The organism is Streptomyces sp. NPDC051909, assembly GCF_040681095.1.
Taxonomy (GTDB): Bacteria; Actinomycetota; Actinomycetes; order Streptomycetales; family Streptomycetaceae; genus Streptomyces.
The window spans coordinates 43,021-62,737 of sequence record NZ_JBFAYA010000012.1; the positions used below are offsets into that span (position 1 = coordinate 43,021).

General features: G+C 73.9%; 23 protein-coding genes. 7 read left to right on the forward strand and 16 right to left on the reverse strand.

Annotated elements, in window-relative coordinates; translation table 11 throughout:
• Positions 1–111: 111 nt before the first annotated feature.
• The 7 genes from AB0M18_RS20210 to AB0M18_RS20240 all read right to left on the reverse strand — a co-directional run bounded on the left by AB0M18_RS20210 (position 112) and on the right by AB0M18_RS20240 (position 5,845).
• Positions 112–1,299: a globin domain-containing protein gene (locus AB0M18_RS20210; protein WP_365759820.1), complete on the reverse strand. Its 1,188-nt coding sequence runs from the start codon at positions 1,297–1,299 to the stop codon at positions 112–114.
• An 80-nt stretch (positions 1,300–1,379) separates the two neighbouring features.
• Positions 1,380–1,826, reverse strand: a complete 447-nt coding sequence (locus AB0M18_RS20215) for an Rrf2 family transcriptional regulator (RefSeq protein ID WP_365759823.1) — start codon at positions 1,824–1,826, stop codon at positions 1,380–1,382.
• A gap of 69 nt (positions 1,827–1,895) precedes the next feature.
• A complete protein-coding gene (locus AB0M18_RS20220; protein WP_365759825.1) occupies positions 1,896–2,807 on the reverse strand; it encodes a hypothetical protein in 912 nt (303 codons plus the stop codon).
• Positions 2,808–2,872: 65 nt separating this feature from the next.
• The gene (locus AB0M18_RS20225; protein ID WP_365759827.1) at positions 2,873–3,280 is read right to left on the reverse strand and encodes an SHOCT domain-containing protein; all 408 of its coding nucleotides are present in this window, start codon (positions 3,278–3,280) and stop codon (positions 2,873–2,875) included.
• Positions 3,281–3,446: 166 nt separating this feature from the next.
• Positions 3,447–3,902: a peroxiredoxin gene (locus AB0M18_RS20230; RefSeq protein ID WP_365759829.1), complete on the reverse strand. Its 456-nt coding sequence runs from the start codon at positions 3,900–3,902 to the stop codon at positions 3,447–3,449.
• Positions 3,903–4,008: 106 nt separating this feature from the next.
• A complete protein-coding gene (locus tag AB0M18_RS20235) occupies positions 4,009–4,605 on the reverse strand; it encodes a PadR family transcriptional regulator (protein ID WP_365759831.1) in 597 nt (198 codons plus the stop codon).
• Positions 4,606–4,645: 40 nt separating this feature from the next.
• Positions 4,646–5,845, reverse strand: a complete 1,200-nt coding sequence (locus AB0M18_RS20240; RefSeq protein ID WP_365759833.1) for an FAD-dependent monooxygenase — start codon at positions 5,843–5,845, stop codon at positions 4,646–4,648.
• Positions 5,846–5,924: 79 nt separating this feature from the next.
• Between AB0M18_RS20240 and AB0M18_RS20245 the strand changes: the two genes are divergently transcribed.
• The 4 genes from AB0M18_RS20245 to AB0M18_RS20260 all read left to right on the forward strand — a co-directional run bounded on the left by AB0M18_RS20245 (position 5,925) and on the right by AB0M18_RS20260 (position 9,031).
• Positions 5,925–6,527, forward strand: coding sequence for a TetR family transcriptional regulator C-terminal domain-containing protein (locus AB0M18_RS20245; RefSeq protein ID WP_365759835.1), 603 nt, complete (start codon positions 5,925–5,927; stop codon positions 6,525–6,527).
• Between the two features lie 54 nt (positions 6,528–6,581).
• Complete coding sequence (locus tag AB0M18_RS20250) at positions 6,582–7,094, forward strand: SRPBCC family protein (RefSeq protein ID WP_365759837.1); 513 nt, start codon at positions 6,582–6,584, stop codon at positions 7,092–7,094.
• Between the two features lie 129 nt (positions 7,095–7,223).
• Complete coding sequence (locus AB0M18_RS20255; protein WP_365759839.1) at positions 7,224–8,621, forward strand: Ig-like domain-containing protein; 1,398 nt, start codon at positions 7,224–7,226, stop codon at positions 8,619–8,621.
• A 26-nt stretch (positions 8,622–8,647) separates the two neighbouring features.
• A complete protein-coding gene (locus AB0M18_RS20260) occupies positions 8,648–9,031 on the forward strand; it encodes a CU044_2847 family protein (RefSeq protein ID WP_365759841.1) in 384 nt (127 codons plus the stop codon).
• A gap of 7 nt (positions 9,032–9,038) precedes the next feature.
• Here the strand turns inward: AB0M18_RS20260 and AB0M18_RS20265 are convergent, their stop codons facing one another.
• From AB0M18_RS20265 to AB0M18_RS20285, 5 genes are all read right to left on the reverse strand, one after another.
• The gene (locus AB0M18_RS20265) at positions 9,039–10,472 is read right to left on the reverse strand and encodes a threonine/serine exporter family protein (protein WP_365759843.1); all 1,434 of its coding nucleotides are present in this window, start codon (positions 10,470–10,472) and stop codon (positions 9,039–9,041) included.
• Positions 10,473–10,536: 64 nt separating this feature from the next.
• Positions 10,537–11,352 (reverse strand): ABC transporter permease, encoded by an 816-nt coding sequence (locus AB0M18_RS20270; protein ID WP_365759845.1) that lies wholly within the window; start codon positions 11,350–11,352, stop codon positions 10,537–10,539.
• Positions 11,353–11,393: 41 nt separating this feature from the next.
• Complete coding sequence (locus tag AB0M18_RS20275; protein ID WP_365759847.1) at positions 11,394–12,332, reverse strand: ABC transporter permease; 939 nt, start codon at positions 12,330–12,332, stop codon at positions 11,394–11,396.
• Positions 12,333–12,340: 8 nt separating this feature from the next.
• Entirely contained in the window at positions 12,341–13,540 is a 1,200-nt protein-coding gene (locus AB0M18_RS20280) for an ABC transporter substrate-binding protein (protein WP_365759849.1), read from the reverse strand.
• Between the two features lie 142 nt (positions 13,541–13,682).
• The gene (locus AB0M18_RS20285) at positions 13,683–14,735 is read right to left on the reverse strand and encodes an ABC transporter ATP-binding protein (RefSeq protein ID WP_365759851.1); all 1,053 of its coding nucleotides are present in this window, start codon (positions 14,733–14,735) and stop codon (positions 13,683–13,685) included.
• Between the two features lie 224 nt (positions 14,736–14,959).
• On the opposite strand from AB0M18_RS20285, the gene AB0M18_RS20290 reads away from it, so the two are divergent.
• Both AB0M18_RS20290 and AB0M18_RS20295 read left to right on the forward strand, forming a co-directional pair.
• Positions 14,960–15,745, forward strand: coding sequence for a GntR family transcriptional regulator (locus tag AB0M18_RS20290; RefSeq protein WP_365759853.1), 786 nt, complete (start codon positions 14,960–14,962; stop codon positions 15,743–15,745).
• Complete coding sequence (locus AB0M18_RS20295) at positions 15,699–16,580, forward strand: cache domain-containing protein (protein WP_365759855.1); 882 nt, start codon at positions 15,699–15,701, stop codon at positions 16,578–16,580. Before AB0M18_RS20290 ends, AB0M18_RS20295 begins: the two co-directional genes overlap by 47 nt.
• Here the strand turns inward: AB0M18_RS20295 and AB0M18_RS20300 are convergent.
• Positions 16,570–16,902 carry a cupin gene (locus AB0M18_RS20300; RefSeq protein ID WP_365759857.1) on the reverse strand — a complete coding sequence of 111 codons (333 nt, stop codon included), beginning with the start codon at positions 16,900–16,902 and terminating at the stop codon, positions 16,570–16,572. The genes AB0M18_RS20295 and AB0M18_RS20300 overlap by 11 nt on opposite strands.
• Positions 16,903–17,004: 102 nt before the next feature.
• Between AB0M18_RS20300 and AB0M18_RS20305 the strand changes: the two genes are divergently transcribed.
• The gene (locus AB0M18_RS20305; protein WP_365759859.1) at positions 17,005–17,142 is read left to right on the forward strand and encodes a hypothetical protein; all 138 of its coding nucleotides are present in this window, start codon (positions 17,005–17,007) and stop codon (positions 17,140–17,142) included.
• A gap of 4 nt (positions 17,143–17,146) precedes the next feature.
• On the opposite strand, the gene AB0M18_RS20310 is transcribed toward AB0M18_RS20305, so the two are convergent.
• Genes AB0M18_RS20310 through AB0M18_RS20320 form a run of 3 tightly spaced genes read right to left on the reverse strand, consistent with a single transcriptional unit; the run spans position 17,147 to position 19,690 of the window.
• A complete protein-coding gene (locus AB0M18_RS20310; RefSeq protein ID WP_365759861.1) occupies positions 17,147–18,310 on the reverse strand; it encodes an oxygenase MpaB family protein in 1,164 nt (387 codons plus the stop codon).
• A gap of 20 nt (positions 18,311–18,330) precedes the next feature.
• Positions 18,331–19,386 carry a polyprenyl synthetase family protein gene (locus tag AB0M18_RS20315; RefSeq protein WP_365759863.1) on the reverse strand — a complete coding sequence of 352 codons (1,056 nt, stop codon included), beginning with the start codon at positions 19,384–19,386 and terminating at the stop codon, positions 18,331–18,333.
• Positions 19,376–19,690 (reverse strand): polyprenyl synthetase, encoded by a 315-nt coding sequence (locus tag AB0M18_RS20320; RefSeq protein ID WP_365759866.1) that lies wholly within the window; start codon positions 19,688–19,690, stop codon positions 19,376–19,378. The genes AB0M18_RS20315 and AB0M18_RS20320 overlap by 11 nt, the downstream gene beginning before the upstream one ends.
• Positions 19,691–19,717: the final 27 nt, after the last annotated feature.

Sequence of the window (19,717 nt, forward strand, 5' to 3'; positions counted from 1 at the left end):
GCAGGCCGGCTCGGCGGATCCGTCCGCAGCGCTCCGCCGCCCGCTGTTCGGGCCCCGCCAGGACGCCGAAGCCCGGCGCCTCATGGGCGCCGGGCGGGGGAGGGCCGGCGATCAGGCCGCGGCACCCAGCCACAGGTCGGGGCCGAAGACCTCGTAGTGCACGTCCGCCGCGGCGACACCGCGGCCGATCAGGTCGCCGCGCACCGCGCGCATGAAGGGCAGCGGGCCGCACAGGTAGGCGGTCACGCCCTCCGGCAGGTCGAGCGCGGTGACGTCGGCGCGGCCCGGGCGGGCGTCCGCGGCGCCCGGCTCCTCGTACCAGAGGTGCAGCGAGCCCTGCGGCAGCGCGTCGACCAGTCGGCGCAGCTCCTCGCGGTGGGCGTGGCCGGCGGGGGAGCGGTCGGCGTGGACGACGGTGACCGGGCGGGTCGAACGGGTCGCGACGAGGTGGTCGAGCATCGCCAGCATGGGGGTGGAGCCGATGCCGGCCGAGGCGAGCAGGAGCGGGCCGTCGCCCTCGGGCAGCACCAGGTCGCCGAAGGGTTCGGACACGGTGACCTGGTCGCCGACGGCGCCGTGGGCGTGCAGCCAGGAGGAGACCTCACCGGCCGGGTCGCCGTCCACGCGCTTGACGGTGATCCGCAGGTCGGGGCGGCCCGGGGCGGTGGACAGGCTGTACTGGCGGATCTGCCGGGCGCCGTCGGGCAGCGTGACCTGGACGCTCACGTACTGGCCGGGCCGGAAGGCCGCGGCGGGCCGGCCGTCGGTGTGGCGCAGCGTGAAGGAGACGGTGTCGTCGGTCTCCTCCTCCCGCCCGGCGATCTCCATCGTGTGCCAGACCTCGCCCTCCGCGACCCCGCGCTCCTGGTAGAGCCGGGCCTCGAGCGCGATGAGGGCGTTGGCCATCAGCCAGTAGACCTCGTCCCAGGCCTGGGCGACCTCCGGCGTCACGGCGTCGCCGAGGACGGCGACGATCGCGGCGAAGAGGTGCTCGTGGACGATCTTGTACTGCTCCGAGGTGACGCCGAGCGAGGCGTGCTTGTGGGCGATCCGCGAGAGCATCACGTCGGGACGGGTGCCGGGGTGCTCCAGCAGGGCGCCCGCGAAGGCGGCTATGGAGCCGGCCAGTGCCTTGCGCTGGTCGCCGGTCGCCTGGTTCCCGCGGTTGAACAGATCCCGCAGCAGCTCGGGGTGGGCGGCGAACATGCCCGCGTAGAAGCGCTCGGTGATCTCGTCGAGGGCGCCGCCGACGGCGGGGAGGGTGGCGCGGACGACCGGTACGGCCTGCTCGGACAGCATGAGAGCTCCTAAACTGGTAGATGATCTACCTATTTAAAGGGGGGAGAAAACCGCCCGGGGGAGGGCGGGAGCCGGAAGGGTCAGTCGCCAGGTGGGCGGGGCGACAGGGTGAGGAGCACCGGCCCGGTGGGGGACTCCACGAGATCGGCGACGGTGAGTGGATCGAGCGTGCGGTAGAACGCCTCCTGTGCCTGGCGCAGCACTCCGCGCAGTCGGCAGGCCGTCCGCAGCGGGCACGGTGTATCGCCCTCGCAGGCGACGACCTCGTCGTCCCCCTCCAGGGTCCGGGTCAGCCAGCCCACCGAGGACCGGCGTCCGAGCTCCGTGAGCGCGAGCCCGCCGCCGCGACCCCGGCGCGCCTCGACCACGCCGAGGTGCTGCAGTCTGGTGACCACCTTCGCCATGTGGGCGTACGGAACTGCCATCGAGTCCGCCACCTCCCGGGTGGTGGGGGTCTCGTCCTGACCGGTGACCGCCAGGCGCATCACGGCACGCAGCGCCAGGTCGGTGAATCTCGTCAACCGCACGATCCGACCGTATCAAAGGCGTATTTCAGATTCGTATTCAGGGGCGGGTGATGCGCATCGCATTCCCCGTCAGCTGTGCCACCGGCGCCACTGCCGCCAGGCCCACCACCCGCCGACGCCCACCGAGCAGAGGATGAGGACGATGCCGAGCACCGGCCAGCGGTCGCCGGCGATCCTCGCGTCCGCGATCAGCACCCCGAGCACCCCCACCACCGGCACGAGCAGCGACAGGGCCGCCCGCGCGAGCGCGAGGACCATCGCCGCGTCGAGCCGTGTGCTCCGGCGCGGAATCGGCTTCCCCGCGTAGAAGACCGTCGCCCGGTCGAGCAGCTGGAGGGTGTTGCGCCGATAGGTGTACGCCAGATAGGGCAGCCATACCAGCGGCGCCACCAGGCCCACCAGGAACACCGCCCCCGTCAGCGCGTACCGCCCGGTCCGGACGACCCGTCCCGCGCCGTCCGCGGACGGCGTCAGCACCCCGAGCAGCTTGGCCATCCGCATGCTCAGGCCCCACAGCGCCGTGATCCGCCCCCGCCGTGCCCCCGCACCATCCCCCTCCCCGTCTCCGCCCCCGTCTCGGCCCCGGTCCCCCTTCTCCCCGGTCGCCGCGTCCGTGGCGAGCGCGGCCCGGGCGGTGTCCGTGTCGGCGTACACCCCCTGGAGGACGAGGAATTCGGCGGCCCGCTCGGGATCCGCCGGGTCCCGGCCGGTGAGCGCCGCCAGTTGGAGGACGGTACGGGCCTGCGACAGCAACGCGGCGCAGAAGGCGAAGGGCACGAGGAGCAGGAACGGCCCGCCGACGAACGCGCCCTCGGCGGACGCCGACCGGGTGCCGCGCCGCACGAGCCGGGCGTGCAGTTCGTCCGGCGCCGCCTCCGGAAGACCGGCACGCAGCCGCCGCACCGTCCGGTCCGCTCCCGGACCGAGACGGCGCGGCGCGAACGCGGCGAGCACCTCCGGCAGCCGGCCGGGCGTGGCCACCGCCTCGTGCAGCAGCGACCGGACCAGGTGGGCCGGCGTGTCCTCCCGCTCGCCCTCCGGAGGGCTCAGGACAGGACCTTGGCCTTCGCCCGCTGGAACTCCTCCTCCGTGATGGCGCCCTTGTCCTTCAGGTCGGAGAGCCGCGAGAGTTCGTCGGCGCTGCTGCCGCCCCCGCCGCCGGCCGGCGCCGTCCCCGCCGTCTTGCGGATGTAGTCCTGGAAGGCCGCCTCGGATTCCTTGGCCTGCTTGACGTCCCGCTGGGTCATGCCCTTGCCGCGCGCGATCACGTACACGAGGACGCCGAGGAAGGGCAGCAGGATGCAGAAGATGATCCAGCCCGCCTTGCCCCAGCCGTTCATCTCGTGGTCACGGAAGATGTCCGTGAAGATCTTGAACAGCAGGAACAGCCACATGATCCAGAGGAAGAACCAGAGCATGGTCCAGAAGACGTTGAGCAGGGGGTAGTCGTCCATGCCGAAACTCCGTTTCCGGCCAGGCCGTGGAGGCCTCGCGTAGCAGCGAGTCTCGCCGAACCCTCGGAACCGCGCATGTCGTGACCGGCTCCGGGTGCGACCCCGCGGCCCCCGTGTTCGGATGGGGCGTCTTCCCGGCGGCCGCCCCGCTCAGGCCGGGCGGGCCTCAGACTCGGCGGGCGCGCAGCGCGGCGAGCGCCTTGTCCGCGTGGGCGGACATCCGCAGCTCGCTGCGCACCACTTCGAGCACCCTGTGGTCCTGGTCGATGACGAAGGTGATCCGCTTCGTCGGCGCGAGCGTGAAGCCCCGCTTCACGCCGAACCGGTCGCGGATCTCACCGGACGGGTCGGACAGCAACGGATAGCCCAGCGAGTGCCGGTCGGCGAACTCCTGCTGCCGCGCCACCTCGTCCGTGCTGATGCCGACCGGCCGCGCTCCGACCGCGTGGAACTCGCCCGCGAGGTCCCGGAAGTGGCAGGCCTCGGCGGTGCAGCCGGGCGTGAGTGCCGCCGGGTAGAAGAAGAGCACGACGGGACCGTCGGCCAGCAGTCCGGAGAGGGAGCGGGGCGTGCCCGTTTCATCCGGAAGGGTGAAGTCCTCGACGATGTCACCGACGTTCATGGAAGCGGACGCTACCCCACGGTAGCCCCGCCCGTCACCCGCCCGGCCGTACGTTCCGTCCCGGCGGGACCGTGCCGGCAGGACCGTCCCGGCAGGAACGTGCCGGTCAGCGGGCGGGGGCCGCGCGGCCGGCGTCGCCCGCGGCCCGCCGCGCCTCGCGCTCGCCGAGGACCGCGAGGGTCCGCTCGCCCCAGCGCACGTTCTCCTCCTCGAAGGCCATGCCGCGCAGCAGGGTCAGATACGGGCCGACCCGCTCGGACTCGCGGAGATAGGTCTCCTCGTCCCGCCCGTCGAGCATCCGCTCGCGCATCCGCCGATAGCGCGCGAGCTTCCCCCGCGCCCCCTCCATCCGCTCCCGCACGTGCTCCCGCACCGCCGCCGTGTCTCCCGCGTCGCACGCCTGGACCTGGACGAGGAGGTCGTCGCGGACCGCCGTCGGCTTGGGCTGGTGCGCCGTGTACGCGAGGAGGTCGGCCAGGCCCGTGTCGGTGAGGGTGAACATGCGCTTGTTGGGGCGGCGTTCCTGCTGCACCACCCGCGCCGCGATCAGACCGGCCTCGGAGAGCCGGTCCAGCTCCCGGTAGAGCTGCTGCGGCGTGGCCGCCCAGAAGTTGGCCACGGACACGTCGAAGAGCTTGGCCAGGTCGTACCCCGACGCCTCGCCCTCCAGGAGAGCCGCCAGGACCGCGTGCTTGAGAGACATCCGGACAAACTAGCAGTCCGTTGAATAGTTTCCTCCACACCTATTCACCCACGAAAGCGCTGGTGAGGGGCGGGGTCCAGGCGGCGTGCCGGAGGATCGCCCGGGCCGCCGCGCCCGAGGGGGCGAGCCGCAGCAGGGCGTTGCGCAGCGGCACCGCGAGCGGGTGGCTCAACTGCTGGCCCATCCGCCCCGCGCGGCGGGCCCCCGCGGCCACGGCCGTGGTGCGCGGACGGCGCACGGCGTCGTACCGGGCGAGCGCCGCGGCCACGTCCGTGGCCCCGTCGAGTTCGGCCGCCAGGACCACCGCGTCCTCCAGGGCCTGGCAGGCGCCCTGACCGAGGTTCGGGGTCATCGCGTGTGCGGCGTCGCCGAGCAGCACCACCCGTCCGGCGACGAAGGACGGCAGGGGAGTGGCCAGTTCGTGGATGTCGTGGTGGAGGACCGTCCCGGGGCTGGTCGCGGCCAGCAGTTCCGGCACCGGCGCGTGCCAGTCGGCGAAGCGCCGGCGCAGTGCCGCTAGCGGATCGGCGGGGCGCACGCCGGCGGGCGCGTTGAGCACCGCGTGCCACTCGGCCCGTCCGTCGGCGAACGCGATGTGCCCGAACTCCGCCCCGCGCCCCCACGTGATCTCGAAGTCGGTACGGAGGTCCAGCGGGCGGTCCGTGATCGCCCGCAGCACGGTCGAACCGCTGTACGCGGGGCCGGGATGCGCCGGGAACAGAGCCGTACGGATGCGGCTGCCGATCCCGTCGGCGGCGACCACCAGGTCCGCCTCCAGGGTCTCGGTCCCGGTCGCCGCCCCCGCCGCGCGCAGTTCCACCCGCGCCCGCTCGCCGCCCGGGAGCGTGTCCGCGCCCGTCGCCGTCATGCCGGTGCGCGGCGCCCCGTCGGCGCCCAGGGCCTCGCGCAGCAGACGGTGCAGCTCGGCGCGCGGGATGCCCACGATGGGGGAGCCCAGGGCGCGTTCGAGCGCGGCCCCGTCCATCCGGGCCAGCCAGGAGCCGTCCGGGGTGCGGGTGCCGCCGGTGTACTGGCCGCGCCCGCCGGCTCGTACGGCCGTGCCGACACCGAGCGCGTCCAGGGCGCGGATCCCGTTGGCGGCGAGGGAGATCCCGGCGCCCGCGTCGGCGAGGACCGGCGCACGGTCCAGCACCGTCACCTCCCAGCCGATCCTGCGGAGTCCCACGGCGGCGGCCAGACCGCCTATCCCGGCGCCGACGACGACGGCGGTGCGTCCCATGCTCCCACTCCCTGCGGTCTCGGGTCTTCTACATCTGTAGAAGACTAGCCGGTGTCCTCTACAGGTGTAGAAAGAGGGGGTGACATCCGAGAAGCCCGCCCCCACCCGCGGTGCGCCGCCCGCCCGCCGCACCCTGCTGGCCGACGCCGCCCTCGGCGTCCTCGCCGACGCCGGGATGCGCGGCCTCACCCACCGGGCGGTCGACGCGGCCGCAGGACTGCCGGCGGGTACGACCTCCGCGTACTTCCGCACCCGCTCCGCACTGCTCACCGCGCTGGTGCGGCGGCTCGTCGAGCTCGACCAGGCCGAACTGACCACGGCCGCCGAACGCGCCCCCGTACTCCGTACGGCCGACGACCTCGGCCACGGTCTCGCCGCGCTCGTCGCCGCCCGGACGAGCGGCGAAGGCCGCCGCCGCTCCCTCGCCCGCTACGCCTGCGTCCTGGAGAGCGTGCGCGACCCCGAACTGCGGGACATCCTGGTGCCGAGGGAGAACCCAGGGCGCGACGCCGTACGGGACTTCCTCGCCGCCCGGGGCGTGGCGGACCCCGAGGCGCGCACCCTGACCCTGCTCGCCTGTGTGGACGGGCTCGTCCTCGACCGGGTGGTCGCCGGGCCGGACGCGGCGTCCGGTGGAACCGGGGCGATCGAGGGACTGGTGGCCGCGGCCCTCCGGCCGTGACCGCCCGGGCGCCCGCCCGCTCGCCGATCCGATGTCAGCAATGGAGCAGCCCCGATGGACAGCAGACACAGCGGCGACCGCGGCGACAACGCGGCGTTCGTCTACACGACGTACATCCGCACCACGCCCGACGAGCTGTGGAAGGCGCTCACCGAGCCCGGACTGACCCGCCGCTACTGGGGCGTGGCCTTCGAGACCGACTGGGCCGTCGGCTCGCCGATGGTCTGGGACGAGGGCGGGCGCACCACCGCCGACCCCGACCAGGTCGTCCTCATCGCCGAACCGGGCCGGATGCTCTCGTACACCTGGCACACCTTCACCCCCGAATGGGCGCAGGCCGTCGGCATCGGCGAGGAGGTCTACGCCCGGCTCGTCGACGAGGGGCGCTCCCGGGTCACGTACACCATCGATCCGGCCGGGGACATGGTGAAGCTGACCGTCGTCCACGACGACCTCGCTCCCGGCGGCACGATCCGCGGCCTGGTCGGGGAGGGCTGGCCCGCGCTGATCTCCAGTCTGAAGTCCCTCCTGGAGACCGGCGAGGAGCTACCCGAGGTCCCGCGCTGAGCGCCCCGTGCGAGCACCCTCCTGGGCTCCTCCGTACTGCGCCGCGTTGCTGCTTTCGAGTCGTCTCGCGGGTCTCTCGTGCGCCACGCCCGGTCGGATGATCATCCTTTTCGCCTTCGATCGGTTTTGATGCAGCGGTCGGACCGGGCGGTCCGGGGCGGAACGGACGAGAAGGGGCGGGTGTACGACGTGGTGCCACGCCGAAGCGTCAAGGGGTGGAGCGTGCTGTCCGTCGCCGTCGGCACGGCGCTCGCACTCAACGCGGCCCCGCCCGCGGCAGCCGGCCGGACGGCCGCCCCTGCCGGAGCCGCACTGCTCTCCGTCGGCGCCTGCCCCGCCCGCGGCATGTGCGCCACCGCCCGGCGCACCCTGGTGCTCGACGGCCGCGCGACCACCCTCGACCTGGACGCCGCCGCCGGACCCGTCGACCTCGCACTGCGCACCGCCGGACGGTTCGCCGACGTCACGGTCACCGACCACGAGGGCCGCCGGGTCGCCGGGACCGTGAGCCCCGACGGGGCCCGCTGGACCAGTGTCGCGCCGCTCACCTCCGACGGCCGCTACACCGCGCGCCTGCTCGTCGAACGCGCCCACGGCACACGCCGGATCGTGCACCGGGCCCGACTCGCCCTGACCACCCCGGCGGCCCCCCGCGGGGAGCGGCTGACCGCCCGATTCGGGCCGGGGAAGGGCGCGTACGGGGTCGGGCAGCCGCTCACCGCCGAGCTCAGCCACCCCGTCCCCGCCACCGACCCCGAGGCCCGGCGCGCCGTCGAACGCTCCCTCCTCGTCAGCTCCGTGCCGCGCGCCGACGGCGCCTGGCACTGGGTCGGGCCCACCACTCTCCACTACCGCCCGCGCGACTTCTGGCCCGCCCACGCCACCGTCCGGGTCCGCAGCACGCTGGACGGCGTCCGAGTCACCGGCGGCCTGTACGGAGGGCCCTCGGCGCCGCTCACCCTGACCACCGGCGCCCGGATCGAGGCCGTCACGGACGTCGCCGCGCACACCATGACCGTGCTGCGCGACGGCGAGGCGGTCCGCACCATCCCGGTCACCACCGGCAAGGCCGGCTACCGCACCCGCAGCGGGGTCAAGGTCGTCCTCGGCAAGGAGGCGACCGTCCGGATGCGCGGCGACTCCATCGGCATCGCCCGGGGCAGCGGTGACTTCTACGACCTGAAGGTCCGCTGGGCCACCCGGGTGACCTGGAGCGGCGAGTACCTGCACGCCGCGCCCTGGTCGCTCGACGCGCAGGGCAGCGAGAACGTCAGCCACGGCTGCACCGGGATGAGCACCGAGGACGCGGCCTGGCTGTTCGCCACCGTCCGCGAGGGCGACGTGGTGCGGGTCGTCAACGGTTACGGGGAGCCGATGACCCCGTTCGACAACGGTTACGGAGACTGGAACCTGAGCTGGCCCGAGTGGCGGCGCGGCAGCGCCCTCGGCGCCCTCGACGCAGGGCCCGGGGCGGGGCCGGGGGCCGCCTCCGGGGCCCCCGAGGGGCTGCTGACGCCCGCCCTCTGACGCACCGAGGACACAGGAGGAGACGCATGCCCGAGTCCGAGTCCGGGACCGAGCCCGGGACCGAGATCGCCCGAGTCGCCCTCGACGGCGGTGTGCTGTACGTGGAGGCCCGGCCGCTCGGCGGGCCGGCGGACCGGACCGACGACCTGGAGGGCCTGGAAGGCCTCGGGGGCGGCCGGATGCCCGACCTGTCCGGCGTCACCGCCGCGCTCGCCTCCTTCGCCGACCAGATCGGTGCCGCCCTCCACCGGGCCGCGCCCGACCGGGCCACCGTGGAGTTCGGCTGCCAGCTCGGCCTGGAGGGTGGCAGGCTCACCGCGCTCGTCGTGCAGGGCACCGTCGACGCGAGCCTGCGGGTCACCCTGGAATGGAACCGGGACCGGCCCGGACCCCACCCCGTTCCCGTGTGACGCGCCTTCAGCGGCCCGCGCCCGGCAGCGACTCGGAGGCGGCGCCTGCGTCGTCGGCGGTGTCGGCGGGCGAGGCGGCGGCCGGTTCGCCGAGACGCAGACGGGGCCGGCGCTGGAGTCCGGCCCCGACCAGGACGCCCAGCGCGATCGCCGCCACCGTCACGATGGTGTCGACCAGACTGGACAGACCGCCGCCCGTGTCGCCCTCGACGATGATCTCGGAGACGCTGGTGAGCCCCACCGCGCCGGGCACGAGCAGCCAGAAACAGGGCAGGAAGACCACCTGGTCCGGGGTGTGCGCCCGGCGCTCGATCCAGGTCGCCATCGGCGGCAGGAGTGCCCCCGCCGCGAACGCGCCGAAGGTCGTCCCGGCGAGGTCGGTGGCCGCGGACTGCACCAGGCGTTCGGTGAGCAGGGCGGCGAGCAGCCAGCCGGTGATCCGCGGCGGGGCGGAGAAGTAGAGCAGGAAGCCGAAGCCGAGCAGCAGCACCCCGGCCCAGGGCGCCCACGCGCCGAGCGCCTCCGGCGCCGGCTCGCCCACCGGCCGGGGGTGCAGCAGCTGGGTGCCCACCAGGATGCCGAGGGCCAGAAGCAGCAGCACGTTGACCGCCCCGGCGAGGCGCGCGATGCCCGACAGGGCGGCGCCGGTGGCGAGTTCGATCGCACCGAGGGTGAGCGCGGCGCCGGGCAGGAAGGCGATGAGCGGCGGGATGTAGAGGACGGTCGGCTCCTCGTGAAGGACCGGCCCCGCCCAGCGCAGCGACACCGCCGTGACCAGGACTGCGGCGACCACCGGAAGGGCCGTGCGGGCGGCCGGCAGCCGGTCGCCGAACAGGCGCAGCAGACCCACGCCCGCGCCGAGCGCCGCGTAACCGAGCACGGCCGCGAGCGTCGCGTGCCGCACGATGCCCAGGCCGACCGTGAGCAGGACGTAGCCGAAGACCGTCGCCGTCGGGCTGAACCGTTCCGGCTGCGCGCGCCCGGCGGCCAGCGCCGCCCGTACCTCCGCCGGCGGCAGCTCCTCGGCCCGCAGCCGCTCGACGAGCGACTGCAGCGTCTCCACCTGGTCGAGCCGCAGGTCCGGGCCCTCGACCGGGGAGAAGTCGAGCTCGCCGCCACGTCCGTCGGGGCCGCCGCCGACCCGTACGAACAGACCGGTGGGCACCACGAAACAGCGGGCCCGCATCCCGTAGCGCGCGGCGACGTCGTGCAGGATCAGCTCGACCTCGGCGGTCCGCTCCCCGGCGCGCAGCAGCTCCGAACCCAGCTCGCACAGCAGCGCCGCCAGATCCCGCAGCCGCTCCCGCCCGGCCTCCTCCGCCTCGGGCAGCGTGACCGTGTCCGGGGTGCGCCGACGCCACGGCCAGGGCCAGGTCCAGGGGCGCAGCCGGCCGAGCCGGGCCGCCCGGCGGGCCGCCGCCCGCGTATCGAATGAGGGCAATTGCCGCATTCGGGAAAGGTAGCAGCGTGCGGCCGGGCGGCGCGCCGCCCGGCATCCGGCCGGGTCAGACCCGCCCGCCGCCCGACGTGTCCGAGGACAGCCGCTGGGCCGCGTAGATCGGAACCACCGAGAGCAGCACGAGCAGCGCGGCCACCACGCTGACGACCGGTGCCTGCTGAGGCCGGGTCATGTTGTCGAAGATCCACAACGGCAGGGTCCGCACCCCGGGACCGGCGGTGAAGGTGGTCACCACCACCTCGTCGAAGGACAGCGCGAAGGCGAGGAGCCCGCCCGCGAGCAGCGCCGACCGCAGCAGCGGGAAGGTGATGTCCCAGAAGGCGCGGAAGGTGTGCGCGCCCAGGTCCGTCGCCGCCTCCTCGTAGGAGCCGGGCAGCCGCCGCAGCCGCGCCGCCACGTTGTTGAAGACGACCACGATGCAGAAGGTCGCGTGCCCCACGACCACCGTGAAGAGCCCGAGGCCCACCCCCAGCGGCTCCAGGACCACCCCGAAGGCGGAGTTGAGCGCGATGCCGGTGACGATGCCGGGCAGCGCGATCGGCAGCACCACGGCGAAGGACACCGCCTCCCGGCCGAAGAAGGAGTGCCGTTGCACGGCGAAGGCGATCAGGGTGCCGAGCACAAGCGCCACGGCGGTCGCCGCGACCCCCGCCCGCACCGAGGTCCACAGGGCCTCGCGGGCCCCGTCGTTCTCCCAGGCCGCCGCCCACCACTTCAGGGTGAGCCCCGGCGGCGGCCAGCTCGCCGAGCGGTCCGGGTTGAGCGAGCCGACGAGGACGAGCAGCAGCGGCAGGTAGATGACGGCGAAGCCGAGCCCGGCCGCGGTGCGCAGCGCGATCCGGGCGGGTCGGGAGAGGTTCATCGGGGCGGGATCCTTCCGGCCTCGGGGGAGTTCACGGGCGGTCAGAGGCTGCGCAGCGCCCCGGTGCGCCGCACCGCGAGCAGATAGAGCACGATCACGGCCACCGGCACGGTGCCGAGCGCGGCGGCCAGCGGCAGGTCGAGCGTGACGTTCGCGTAGACGAGGTTGCCGATGAGCTGGGTCTTGCCGCCGACGATCTGCACGGTGATGTAGTCGCCGAGGCTGAGCGAGAAGGTGAAGACCGATCCGGCCGCCATCGCCGGCCACACCAGGGGCAGCACCACCGACACGAAGGTGCGCCCGGCCCGCGCGCCGAGATCCGCCGACGCCTGCAACAGGCTGTCCGGCAGCTGTTCGAGCGCGGTGTGCAGCGGCAGGATCATGTACGGCAGCCAGAGGTAGGTCAGGACCAGGACGGTGGCGGTCAGCCCGTACCCCGGCCCTTCGAGGCCCAGCGGCCGCAGCGCCCAGTCGAGCGGACCGCCCTCGGACAGGATCAGCCGCCACGCGTACACCTTGACCAGATAGCTCGCCCACAGCGGGGTGAGGATCGCGACCACGAGCAGCGGGCGGCGGCGCGGGCTCGCCACCCGGGCCGTGTAGAAGGCCAGCGGGAAGGCGATGAGCGCGCACAACGCCGTCACGGCGAGCGCCACGCCCACCGTCCGCAGGGCGACCGTCCGGTAGAGCGGCGAGCTCAGCAGCTCCTGGAAGTTCCGCGTCGACCAGACCCGTACGACCTCGGAGGTGAAGGAGTCGGTGGTCCAGAAGGCGGAGAGGAACAGCGCGGCCAGCGAGCCCAGATAGGCGAGCACCAGCCACAGCAGCGGCGCGGTGAGCAGGGCCGCGAGCCGGACCCGGGGCCGCCGGTGCAGGGCCCCGGCGAACCGCCGGACCGAGGCGGTGGCCCGGTCGGCGGCGGTCCGGCGGTCCGCGGCGGTCCGCGGGGGCGGGGTGGGCGCGGGGGAGAGCGCGGTCATGGGGAGGGTCAGCCCTTGATCTCGTTCCAGGCACGCACCCACGAGGCGTACGGCACGCAGCGCACGTCCGTACGGCCGTCGAGGCACTGCTCGATCGGCGTGGTCCAGAAGCGGACCCGCTTCCAGTACTCCTCGTCGCTCGCGTGGAACGTGGCGCAGTGGTCCTTGACGGCGGTCTCGGCGCAGGACCTGGCGTTGGCCGGGGCCTCGCCGAAGTACTCGGCGACCTGCGCATTGGTCTTCGGTGAGACGATCCAGTCGAGCCACTTGTAGGCGCAGGCGGGGTGCTTGGCCTTCGCGGACACCATCCAGGTGTCGGACCAGCCGGTGGCGCCCTCCTTCGGCAGCACGGCCTCGACCTTGGCGCCCTCGGCCTGCGCGAGGTTGGCGATGACCTGCCAGCTGGTGCCGACCACGGAGTCGCCGCTCTTGAAGGCGGAGATCTCCTTCAGATAGTCGCTCCAGTACTCGCCGACGTGCTCGTTCTGCGCCTTGAGCAGGGCGACCGCCGCGTCGAACTGCTTCTTGTCGAGTGCGTACGGGTTCTTGATGCCCAGCTCCGGCTTGGTGGCGGAGAGATAGAGCGCGGCGTCGGCGATGTAGATGGGGGAGTCGTAGGCGGTGACCTTGCCGCTGTGGGCGGAGGCGCCGTCGAAGACCGCCGACCAGGAGTCGGGCGCGGGGGTGACCTTCGCCGTGTCGTACATCAGGAGATTGGCGCCGCGCCCGTGCGGGATCCCGTAGGAGACGCCTTTGACCGAGTTCCACTCCTGGTTCTTCAGGCCGGCGAAGACGTCCGCGTAATGCGGGACGAGTGCGGTGTTCACGGGCGCGGCGTCGCCGGACGCGATCAGGCGCAGTGAGGCGTCACCGGACGCCGAGACCGCGTCGTACGCGCCGGTCTTCATCAGAGCGACCATCTCGTCCGAGGTGGCGGCGGTCTTCGCGTTCACCTGGCAGCCGGTCTGCTTCTCGAAGCCGGACACCCAGTCGACCTCCGGGTCGTTGGAGCCGTCCTCGACGTAGCCGGCCCAGGCGATCAGATTGACCTGGCCCTCGGGGGAGCCGAGGGCCGTCGGCGCCTTCAGGTCCGGCGGGTTGAGCCCGCCGGGCTTCCCGCCGCCGGCCTGGTCGGCCGAGCCGCAGGCGGTGACGAGCAGCAGTCCAAAGACGGCGGCGGCCGTCAGGAGCGAGGGGTGCAGACGCACGGGGGTCCTCCGATGCGTGAGGGGACGGTACGGGCAGGGGAGTCAGGAGTGGTACGGGCAGGGGCGGGAGCGGTCCGGGGAGGGGCCGGGAGCGGCACGGGAGGGCGGGAGCGGCACGGGAGGGGGCCGAGGCACGGTCGGGTCAGGGCGCCGCGGGGGCCGGCACCTCGGGCACGGGCACCGCGTGCGCGGGCCGCCAGCGCAGGCCCACCCGGGCGCCGCGGAAGGCGGCGAGATCGGCGGCCGAGGTCTCCAGGTTCTGCTGCACGGCCGTGAGCCGGCCGCCGGCGTCCAGGTCGACCAGGAAGCGGGTGGCGTCGCCCAGGTAGACCACCTCGGCGACGGTGCCCGCCGCGCCCGTCAGACCCGGCCCGGCGGGCTCGTCCGGATCCCTGACGACGCGGATCTTCTCCGGCCGGATGCTGTACGTGCCGGGGGCGCCGACCACGGTCCGCGCGGTCGCGCCGCTCAGCAGGTTGGAGGTGCCCACGAAGCCGGCGACGAACGGGGTGGCCGGGCGCTCGTAGATCTCGCCGGGCGGGCCGACCTGCTCGATCCGGCCCCGGTGGAAGACGGCGATCCGGTCGCTCATCGTCAGCGCCTCCTCCTGGTCGTGGGTGACGAACACGAAGGTGATGCCGACCTGCCGCTGGATGGCCTTCAGTTCCCCCTGCATCTGCTCGCGCAGCTTGAGGTCGAGCGCGCCCAGCGGTTCGTCGAGGAGCAGCACCCGGGGGCGCCCGACGAGCGCACGGGCCAGCGCGACGCGCTGGCGCTGCCCGCCGGACAGCTCGCCGGGACGGCGCCGGCCGAAGCCCTCCAGGCGCACCTGCGCGAGCGCCGCCCGGGCCCGCACCAGCCGCTCCGCCCTGGGGACGCGGCGCACCTTCAGGCCGTACGCGACGTTCTGTTCGACCGTCATGTGCGGGAAGAGCGCGTAGTCCTGGAAGACGGTGTGCACATCGCGCTCGAAGGGCGCAAGCCGGGTGACGTCCCGGCCGGCCAGCTCCACCGTGCCCGCGCTCGGTGTCTCGAAGCCGGCGATCATCCGCAGCACCGTGGTCTTGCCGGAGCCGGAGGGGCCGAGCATCGAGAAGAACTCGCCGTCGGGTATCTCCAGGTCGACTCCGGCGACCGCCTCCGTCCGGCCGTAGCTCTTGCGCAGTCCGGAGAGCCGGATCGCCATTCCCTCCATGGCCGGGAACCCTTCTCGTGCGGGGAACGTTCTGACGAGTGGGCGTAAACATATGAAGTCATAGTTCAAATCTCAAGACCCCCGTAAGGTAAAGCCTGAGTCAACGCGTCAGCGTGCGTGAGGGTGCGTGAGGGTGGTGCAGCGTGAGGCCGGACGGCAGACAGGGCGGACACGGCGGGCGGGGCGGACAGCGCGGGGGCGCGCGAGGGAGCGCCCGTACGGCCGTGTTCACCCCGGTCGACACCCGTGCGCGGGTCGACACCGTCGTGCGCCGGCTCGGTGACGCCATCGAGCTCGGCCTGCTCGCCGACGGCGAGCAACTGCCCGGCGAGACCGAGCTCGCCGGACAGCTCGGCGTCTCCACCGTCACCCTGCGCGAGGCCCTCATGGCCCTGCGGCAGCAGGGACTCGTCACCACCCGCCGCGGCCGTGGCGGCGGCAGCTTCGTCACCGTCCCCGAGGGCCCGCCCGAGGACCGGATCCGCGCCCGCCTCGCCGACTGGTCCACCGAGGAACTGCGCGACCTCGGCGACCACTGGGCCGCCGTCTCCGGCGCCGCCGCGCTGCTCGCCGCGCGCCGCACGGAACCCGGCGAGCTGCGGCAGCCCGCCCGTACCGTCGAGGAGTTCGCCGCTGCCGCCGACCCCGCCGCCCGCAGCCGGCTCTACGGCCGCTTCCACGTCGAACTCGCCGCCGCGGCCCAGTCGGCCCGGCTCACCCGCGAGGAGATCGCCCTCCAGGCCGAGTTGGGCGCCCTCCCGGTCCTTGTCCTGGACGATCCGGGGTATGTCTCCCGGGTGGCGGATCGTCACCGCTCCGTGATCTCGGCCGTGCACGACGAGGCCGACGAGCGGGCCAGAATGCTGGCCGAGGAGTGTGTGCGCGAAACCGTGGGCCGACTGGTCGCCCTGCGCCTCGCGCCGCCCACCCGCGCTCCCGAGCCGCGTCCCGAGGAGGACTCCGATGGCCAGGACCACCGGGCTCGCCCGCCCCGACGGAGCGGCGCCTGACGCGCCGCCCGCCGTCCCGCCCGGCCGCGTCGGAACCGTCGGGGGCGTCCCCCCGCAGCCACGCGGCGGTGCCTCCCGAGCCCTCCCGAACGCTTTCGCGGACCCCGTCGCGGAGCGCGTCCGCGCCACCCTCGAAGGGGTCTTCGCGGCCGTCGCCGCCACCGGCGAGGAGACGGCGGCCCTGCTCGCACGGACGGGCACCGAGGGCCGCCACCCGCTCCGGGACGACCTCGCCGTACTCCGCCCGGGCCTCCACGAGCGCCTCGGCGGTCTCGTCTCCGGCATCGGCTTCGTCGCCGCGCCCGGCCTCCTCGCCGACGTCCCCGCCTGGCTGGAATGGTGGCAGCGCGGCCCCGACGGCACGGTCCGGCGGCTGCTGCGCGACCTGGACCCGGAGCACTCCGCGTACGCCGACTACACCCATTGGGACTGGTACACGCTGCCCCGCGAGACCGGCCTGCGGGCCGTCGCCGGACCCTACGTCGACTACCTCTGCTCCGACGAGTACGGCCTCACGCTCTCCGCGCCCGTCCGCGTCGGCGGCGCCTTCGTCGGCGTCGCCGCCGCCGACGTCTACCTGCGCCACTTCGAGGCGGCCGTGCTGCCCGTGCTCCAGGAACTGCCCGTTCCCGCCCGCCTGGTCAACGCCCGGGGCCGGGTCGCCGCCTCCACCGACCCGGGCCACCTCGCCGGCTCTCTCACCAAAGGCCCCGACTTCGCGGCGGTCCTCGCCGCACCGCCGGCCGTCCACCGCCACGGCGGTCTGCGCCTGACGCCGTGCCACGGCACACCGCTGGTCCTCGTGACCGCTGAGCCGGAGCGGCTCAGTCGTTGACGGCGGTGAGCAGCACCACCGCGTCCTCCAGGGCGGTCAGCCCGTGGCGCTCCTTCGGGAGCATCTGCAGTTGGCCCGCCGCCAGCTCCTCCGACCGGCCCGAGGCCGTCAGCTCCACCCGGCCCCGCAGCACCTGGAGGCTCGCCGCCGGCGGCGCGTTGTGCTCGTCGAGGGACATGCCGCCGATCAGGGCGATCACGCTCTGCCGCAGCACCCCGTCGTGCACCACGAGATGAGCGCTGCGGCCGTGCGCGTCCGCCCGCGCCTTCTCCAGGTGCTCGTCGACCAGGGCGCCGAGGTCGAAGGGTTCGGGCTGCTGCATGGCGTCTCCCTGCGGGGTGCGCGGACCGGTGTACCCAGCCTTGCGCGTACCGGGCGTCACGCAACTCGGGACCACCGCGCCCCGGCCGGCAGTCCGAGCGCCGTGAACCCCGCCGCCCCGGGCATCGCGTACGTCCCCTTCCACGACGCGCCGGCCCTCGACTACGGGCTGGTCTGGCCGACCGCGAGCGAGAACGCCGTGATCAGGGCCTTCGCCGAGACGGCGGCGGCCTCGGCCTGAGGCGCTAAGGCTCGAGCACGGCCGGCGGGGGGCTCCACCGGCGTGCGCGGTTCACCGTGGACGAGACGCCGTAGTCCTTCTTCAGATGCTCCGGGATGGCGTAGTGCATCACCCGGCCCCGGGTCAGCGAGGACAGCTCGAACACCGTGGTGAGGTGGCCGAGACGGTCGAGGAGCCAGGCGCCCAGCGGGGAGCGGTCCTCGACGGTCTCCAGGACGCCCAGGACGTGCGGGAGCGCCTTCACCACGGTGTCCCACGGGGTGCGGGGGACGTCGAGCCAGTCGGCACAGGTGTCGCCGACGAGATGGCGGATCAGGGCGGAGACGATCGGGTCGAAGAAGGTGCCGGGCACCACCTCCTCGTACAGGTCGATCAGCTGGCGGGTCAGCAGTACCCCGTCGCCGGACGGGCCCATATGGCGGAGCATGTACAGATCGAGGAAGCGGCGCGCCTCGTCGAGGTCCTTCGGCACCGCCTCCTGGTCGACACCGAGCATGGCGCCCACCACCCGCCAGGCGTAGTAATAGGCCTCCGCGCCCTCCGTGGACATGTGGATGCCGAGCCGGTGCAGGCTGTCCAGGACGAGCATGGAGAAGAACATCTGCCCGCCGATCATGTCCTCCTGACAGATCGGCACCCCCAGCGCCGCCGTGTCCCAGCGGTCCTCCCGCTTGAGGTGGTGGCGGATCGAGGCGTGCAGCAGCCGCACCTTCTGCGCGGCGGGTACGAAGCGGCCGCCCGCCTCGAAGGCGTCCGGCCGCATCAGATAGAGCGTGAACTGGCCGGTTTCCGCCATCCGCTTCGACGGGTACTTCAGGCCGTGCGTCGTCGCGAGCAGCTTCGCCACGTGCGGGACGAGATAGCAGGCGGGCATCGCGGCGAAGGACAGCGCCGTGGTGATGTGCACGTCGTTGTCGGTGAAGAAGAGCCGGGCCTTCTCCATCTCGCCCCAGTCGACCCAGGACGGCGCCGCGGCGGTGGCGTGCAGATACTCGCGGGCCACCTCGGGCAGCCCGTCCGGCAGCGGGGCGCCGGCCGTGGAGACGTACCGCATCAGCGTGTTGAACTTTCCGACCTCCCCTCGCTCGAAGAGGGCGGCGACCGTGGCGTCGGCGAGTTCGTCGCCGGCCAGGCGCAGGGCGTCCATCGACGCCTCGGTGGGGATCATGCGGGACTCCTTCATGGGGGTCAGGACAGCCGGGTCGAGGCCGAGTGGGCCAGTGAGGTGAGCGCGGAGACCGTGGCGCGCGGCGCGTCGAGAGCGTCGAGCGCGCCCAGGGCCTCGTCGACCCGGGACGCGATCATGGCCTCCACCCGCTCCGGAGCCCGCAGTCCGCGCATCAGCGCACGCACCTCCTCCAGACCGCCCCGGTCTTCGCCGTCCCCGTCGAGCAGCGCCGTCAGCCGCCCGCGCTGGGCGAGGTCCGCGAGCCGCCAGGTCTCGGCGAGCAGCGCGGTGGGGCGCCGCCCGCGCAGGTCGTCGGCGTCGGACTTGCCCGTACGGACCGGGTCGCCGAACAGGCCGAGCAGGTCGTCCCGCAGCTGGAACGCCTCCCCGAGCGGCAGCGCGTACGCGGAGTAGCCCTCGCTCAGCCGCGGCGCGGCCCCCGCGAGCGTGCCGCCGATCAGCAGCGGCTGCTCCACCGTGTACTTGGCGGTCTTGTAGCGGACCACCTTGAGCGAGGCGGCCGTGTCCGGTGCCGCGCCCGTGCGCAGGATCTCCAGACACTCGCCCGCGACCAGCTCGCGCGCGAGCGCCGCCCACAGCGGGCGGGCCCGGGAGAGGTACGCGGCGGGCAGACCGCTGGTCACGAACAGCTGCCCGGCCAGCGACATCAGCAGGTCTCCGACCAGCATCGCGAGCGAGCGGGCGGCGGCACCCGCGCGTGGGTGGTGCGGAACGGCCCGGCGCAGCGCCCGGTGCGCGGTGGGCCGTCCGTGCCGCAGCGGGCTGTCGTCGATCAGGTCGTCGTGCACCACGGCCGCCGCGTGCACGAGCTCCATGGACGCCGCCGCCCGCAGCAGGGCGGGGCTGTCCGGCTGCCCGGCGCCGCGCCAGCCCCAGTAGCAGAACGCCGCCCGCAGCCGCTTGCCGTGCGCGACCGCCGCCTCCAGCTGCGCGGCGACCGGCCCGAGCGAGGGGTCGACGTCCACGAGCAGGTCGGCCTCCTCGGCCACGAAGCGGTGCAGCACCTCGTCGATCCGGGCCCGGAAGGCGCCCGGCTCCCAGGCCTCAGTCGTCATCGCCCCGGCCCGCACCCGCACCCGCATTCGCATCCGCACCCGTGCCCGCGTCGGCCCCCCGCCGGCTCAGGACATGCCGGGCCAGCACCTCCAGATGTGCCGGCGGCACCGTCGCGTACCGGTCGCGGGCGAGCCGCCCGCGTGCCAGCAGATCCTGCTCGGCGTCCTCGACCAACTGCGCCGTGTCGGAGCGCCGCAGCAGCCCCCGTACCGTCCCCAGGGCCGAACCCAGCGTGCTCACCGCCAGGTCCGCGAGCCCCGCCACCAGCAGTACCGCCTGCTCGTCCCTGCTCTCCCGTGTCACACCGTTCCCCGCTCTCCGCGATCCGCG

What these genes read in the sequence shown, in the direction of transcription:
- AB0M18_RS20210 (WP_365759820.1), bottom strand. Translation starts at nt 1,299, where the DNA reads ATGCTGTCCGAGCAGGCCGTACCGGTCGTCCGCGCCACCCTCCCCGCC.
- AB0M18_RS20225 (WP_365759827.1), bottom strand. Translation starts at nt 3,280, where the DNA reads ATGGACGACTACCCCCTGCTCAACGTCTTCTGGACCATGCTCTGGTTC.
- AB0M18_RS20230 (WP_365759829.1), bottom strand. Translation starts at nt 3,902, where the DNA reads ATGAACGTCGGTGACATCGTCGAGGACTTCACCCTTCCGGATGAAACG.
- AB0M18_RS20235 (WP_365759831.1), bottom strand. Translation starts at nt 4,605, where the DNA reads ATGTCTCTCAAGCACGCGGTCCTGGCGGCTCTCCTGGAGGGCGAGGCG.
- AB0M18_RS20240 (WP_365759833.1), bottom strand. Translation starts at nt 5,845, where the DNA reads ATGGGACGCACCGCCGTCGTCGTCGGCGCCGGGATAGGCGGTCTGGCC.
- AB0M18_RS20250 (WP_365759837.1), top strand. Translation starts at nt 6,582, where the DNA reads ATGGACAGCAGACACAGCGGCGACCGCGGCGACAACGCGGCGTTCGTC.
- AB0M18_RS20255 (WP_365759839.1), top strand. Translation starts at nt 7,224, where the DNA reads ATGCAGCGGTCGGACCGGGCGGTCCGGGGCGGAACGGACGAGAAGGGG.
- AB0M18_RS20260 (WP_365759841.1), top strand. Translation starts at nt 8,648, where the DNA reads ATGCCCGAGTCCGAGTCCGGGACCGAGCCCGGGACCGAGATCGCCCGA.
- AB0M18_RS20270 (WP_365759845.1), bottom strand. Translation starts at nt 11,352, where the DNA reads ATGAACCTCTCCCGACCCGCCCGGATCGCGCTGCGCACCGCGGCCGGG.
- AB0M18_RS20275 (WP_365759847.1), bottom strand. Translation starts at nt 12,332, where the DNA reads ATGACCGCGCTCTCCCCCGCGCCCACCCCGCCCCCGCGGACCGCCGCG.
- AB0M18_RS20285 (WP_365759851.1), bottom strand. Translation starts at nt 14,735, where the DNA reads ATGGAGGGAATGGCGATCCGGCTCTCCGGACTGCGCAAGAGCTACGGC.
- AB0M18_RS20295 (WP_365759855.1), top strand. Translation starts at nt 15,699, where the DNA reads ATGGCCAGGACCACCGGGCTCGCCCGCCCCGACGGAGCGGCGCCTGAC.
- AB0M18_RS20300 (WP_365759857.1), bottom strand. Translation starts at nt 16,902, where the DNA reads ATGCAGCAGCCCGAACCCTTCGACCTCGGCGCCCTGGTCGACGAGCAC.
- AB0M18_RS20310 (WP_365759861.1), bottom strand. Translation starts at nt 18,310, where the DNA reads ATGATCCCCACCGAGGCGTCGATGGACGCCCTGCGCCTGGCCGGCGAC.
- AB0M18_RS20315 (WP_365759863.1), bottom strand. Translation starts at nt 19,386, where the DNA reads ATGACGACTGAGGCCTGGGAGCCGGGCGCCTTCCGGGCCCGGATCGAC.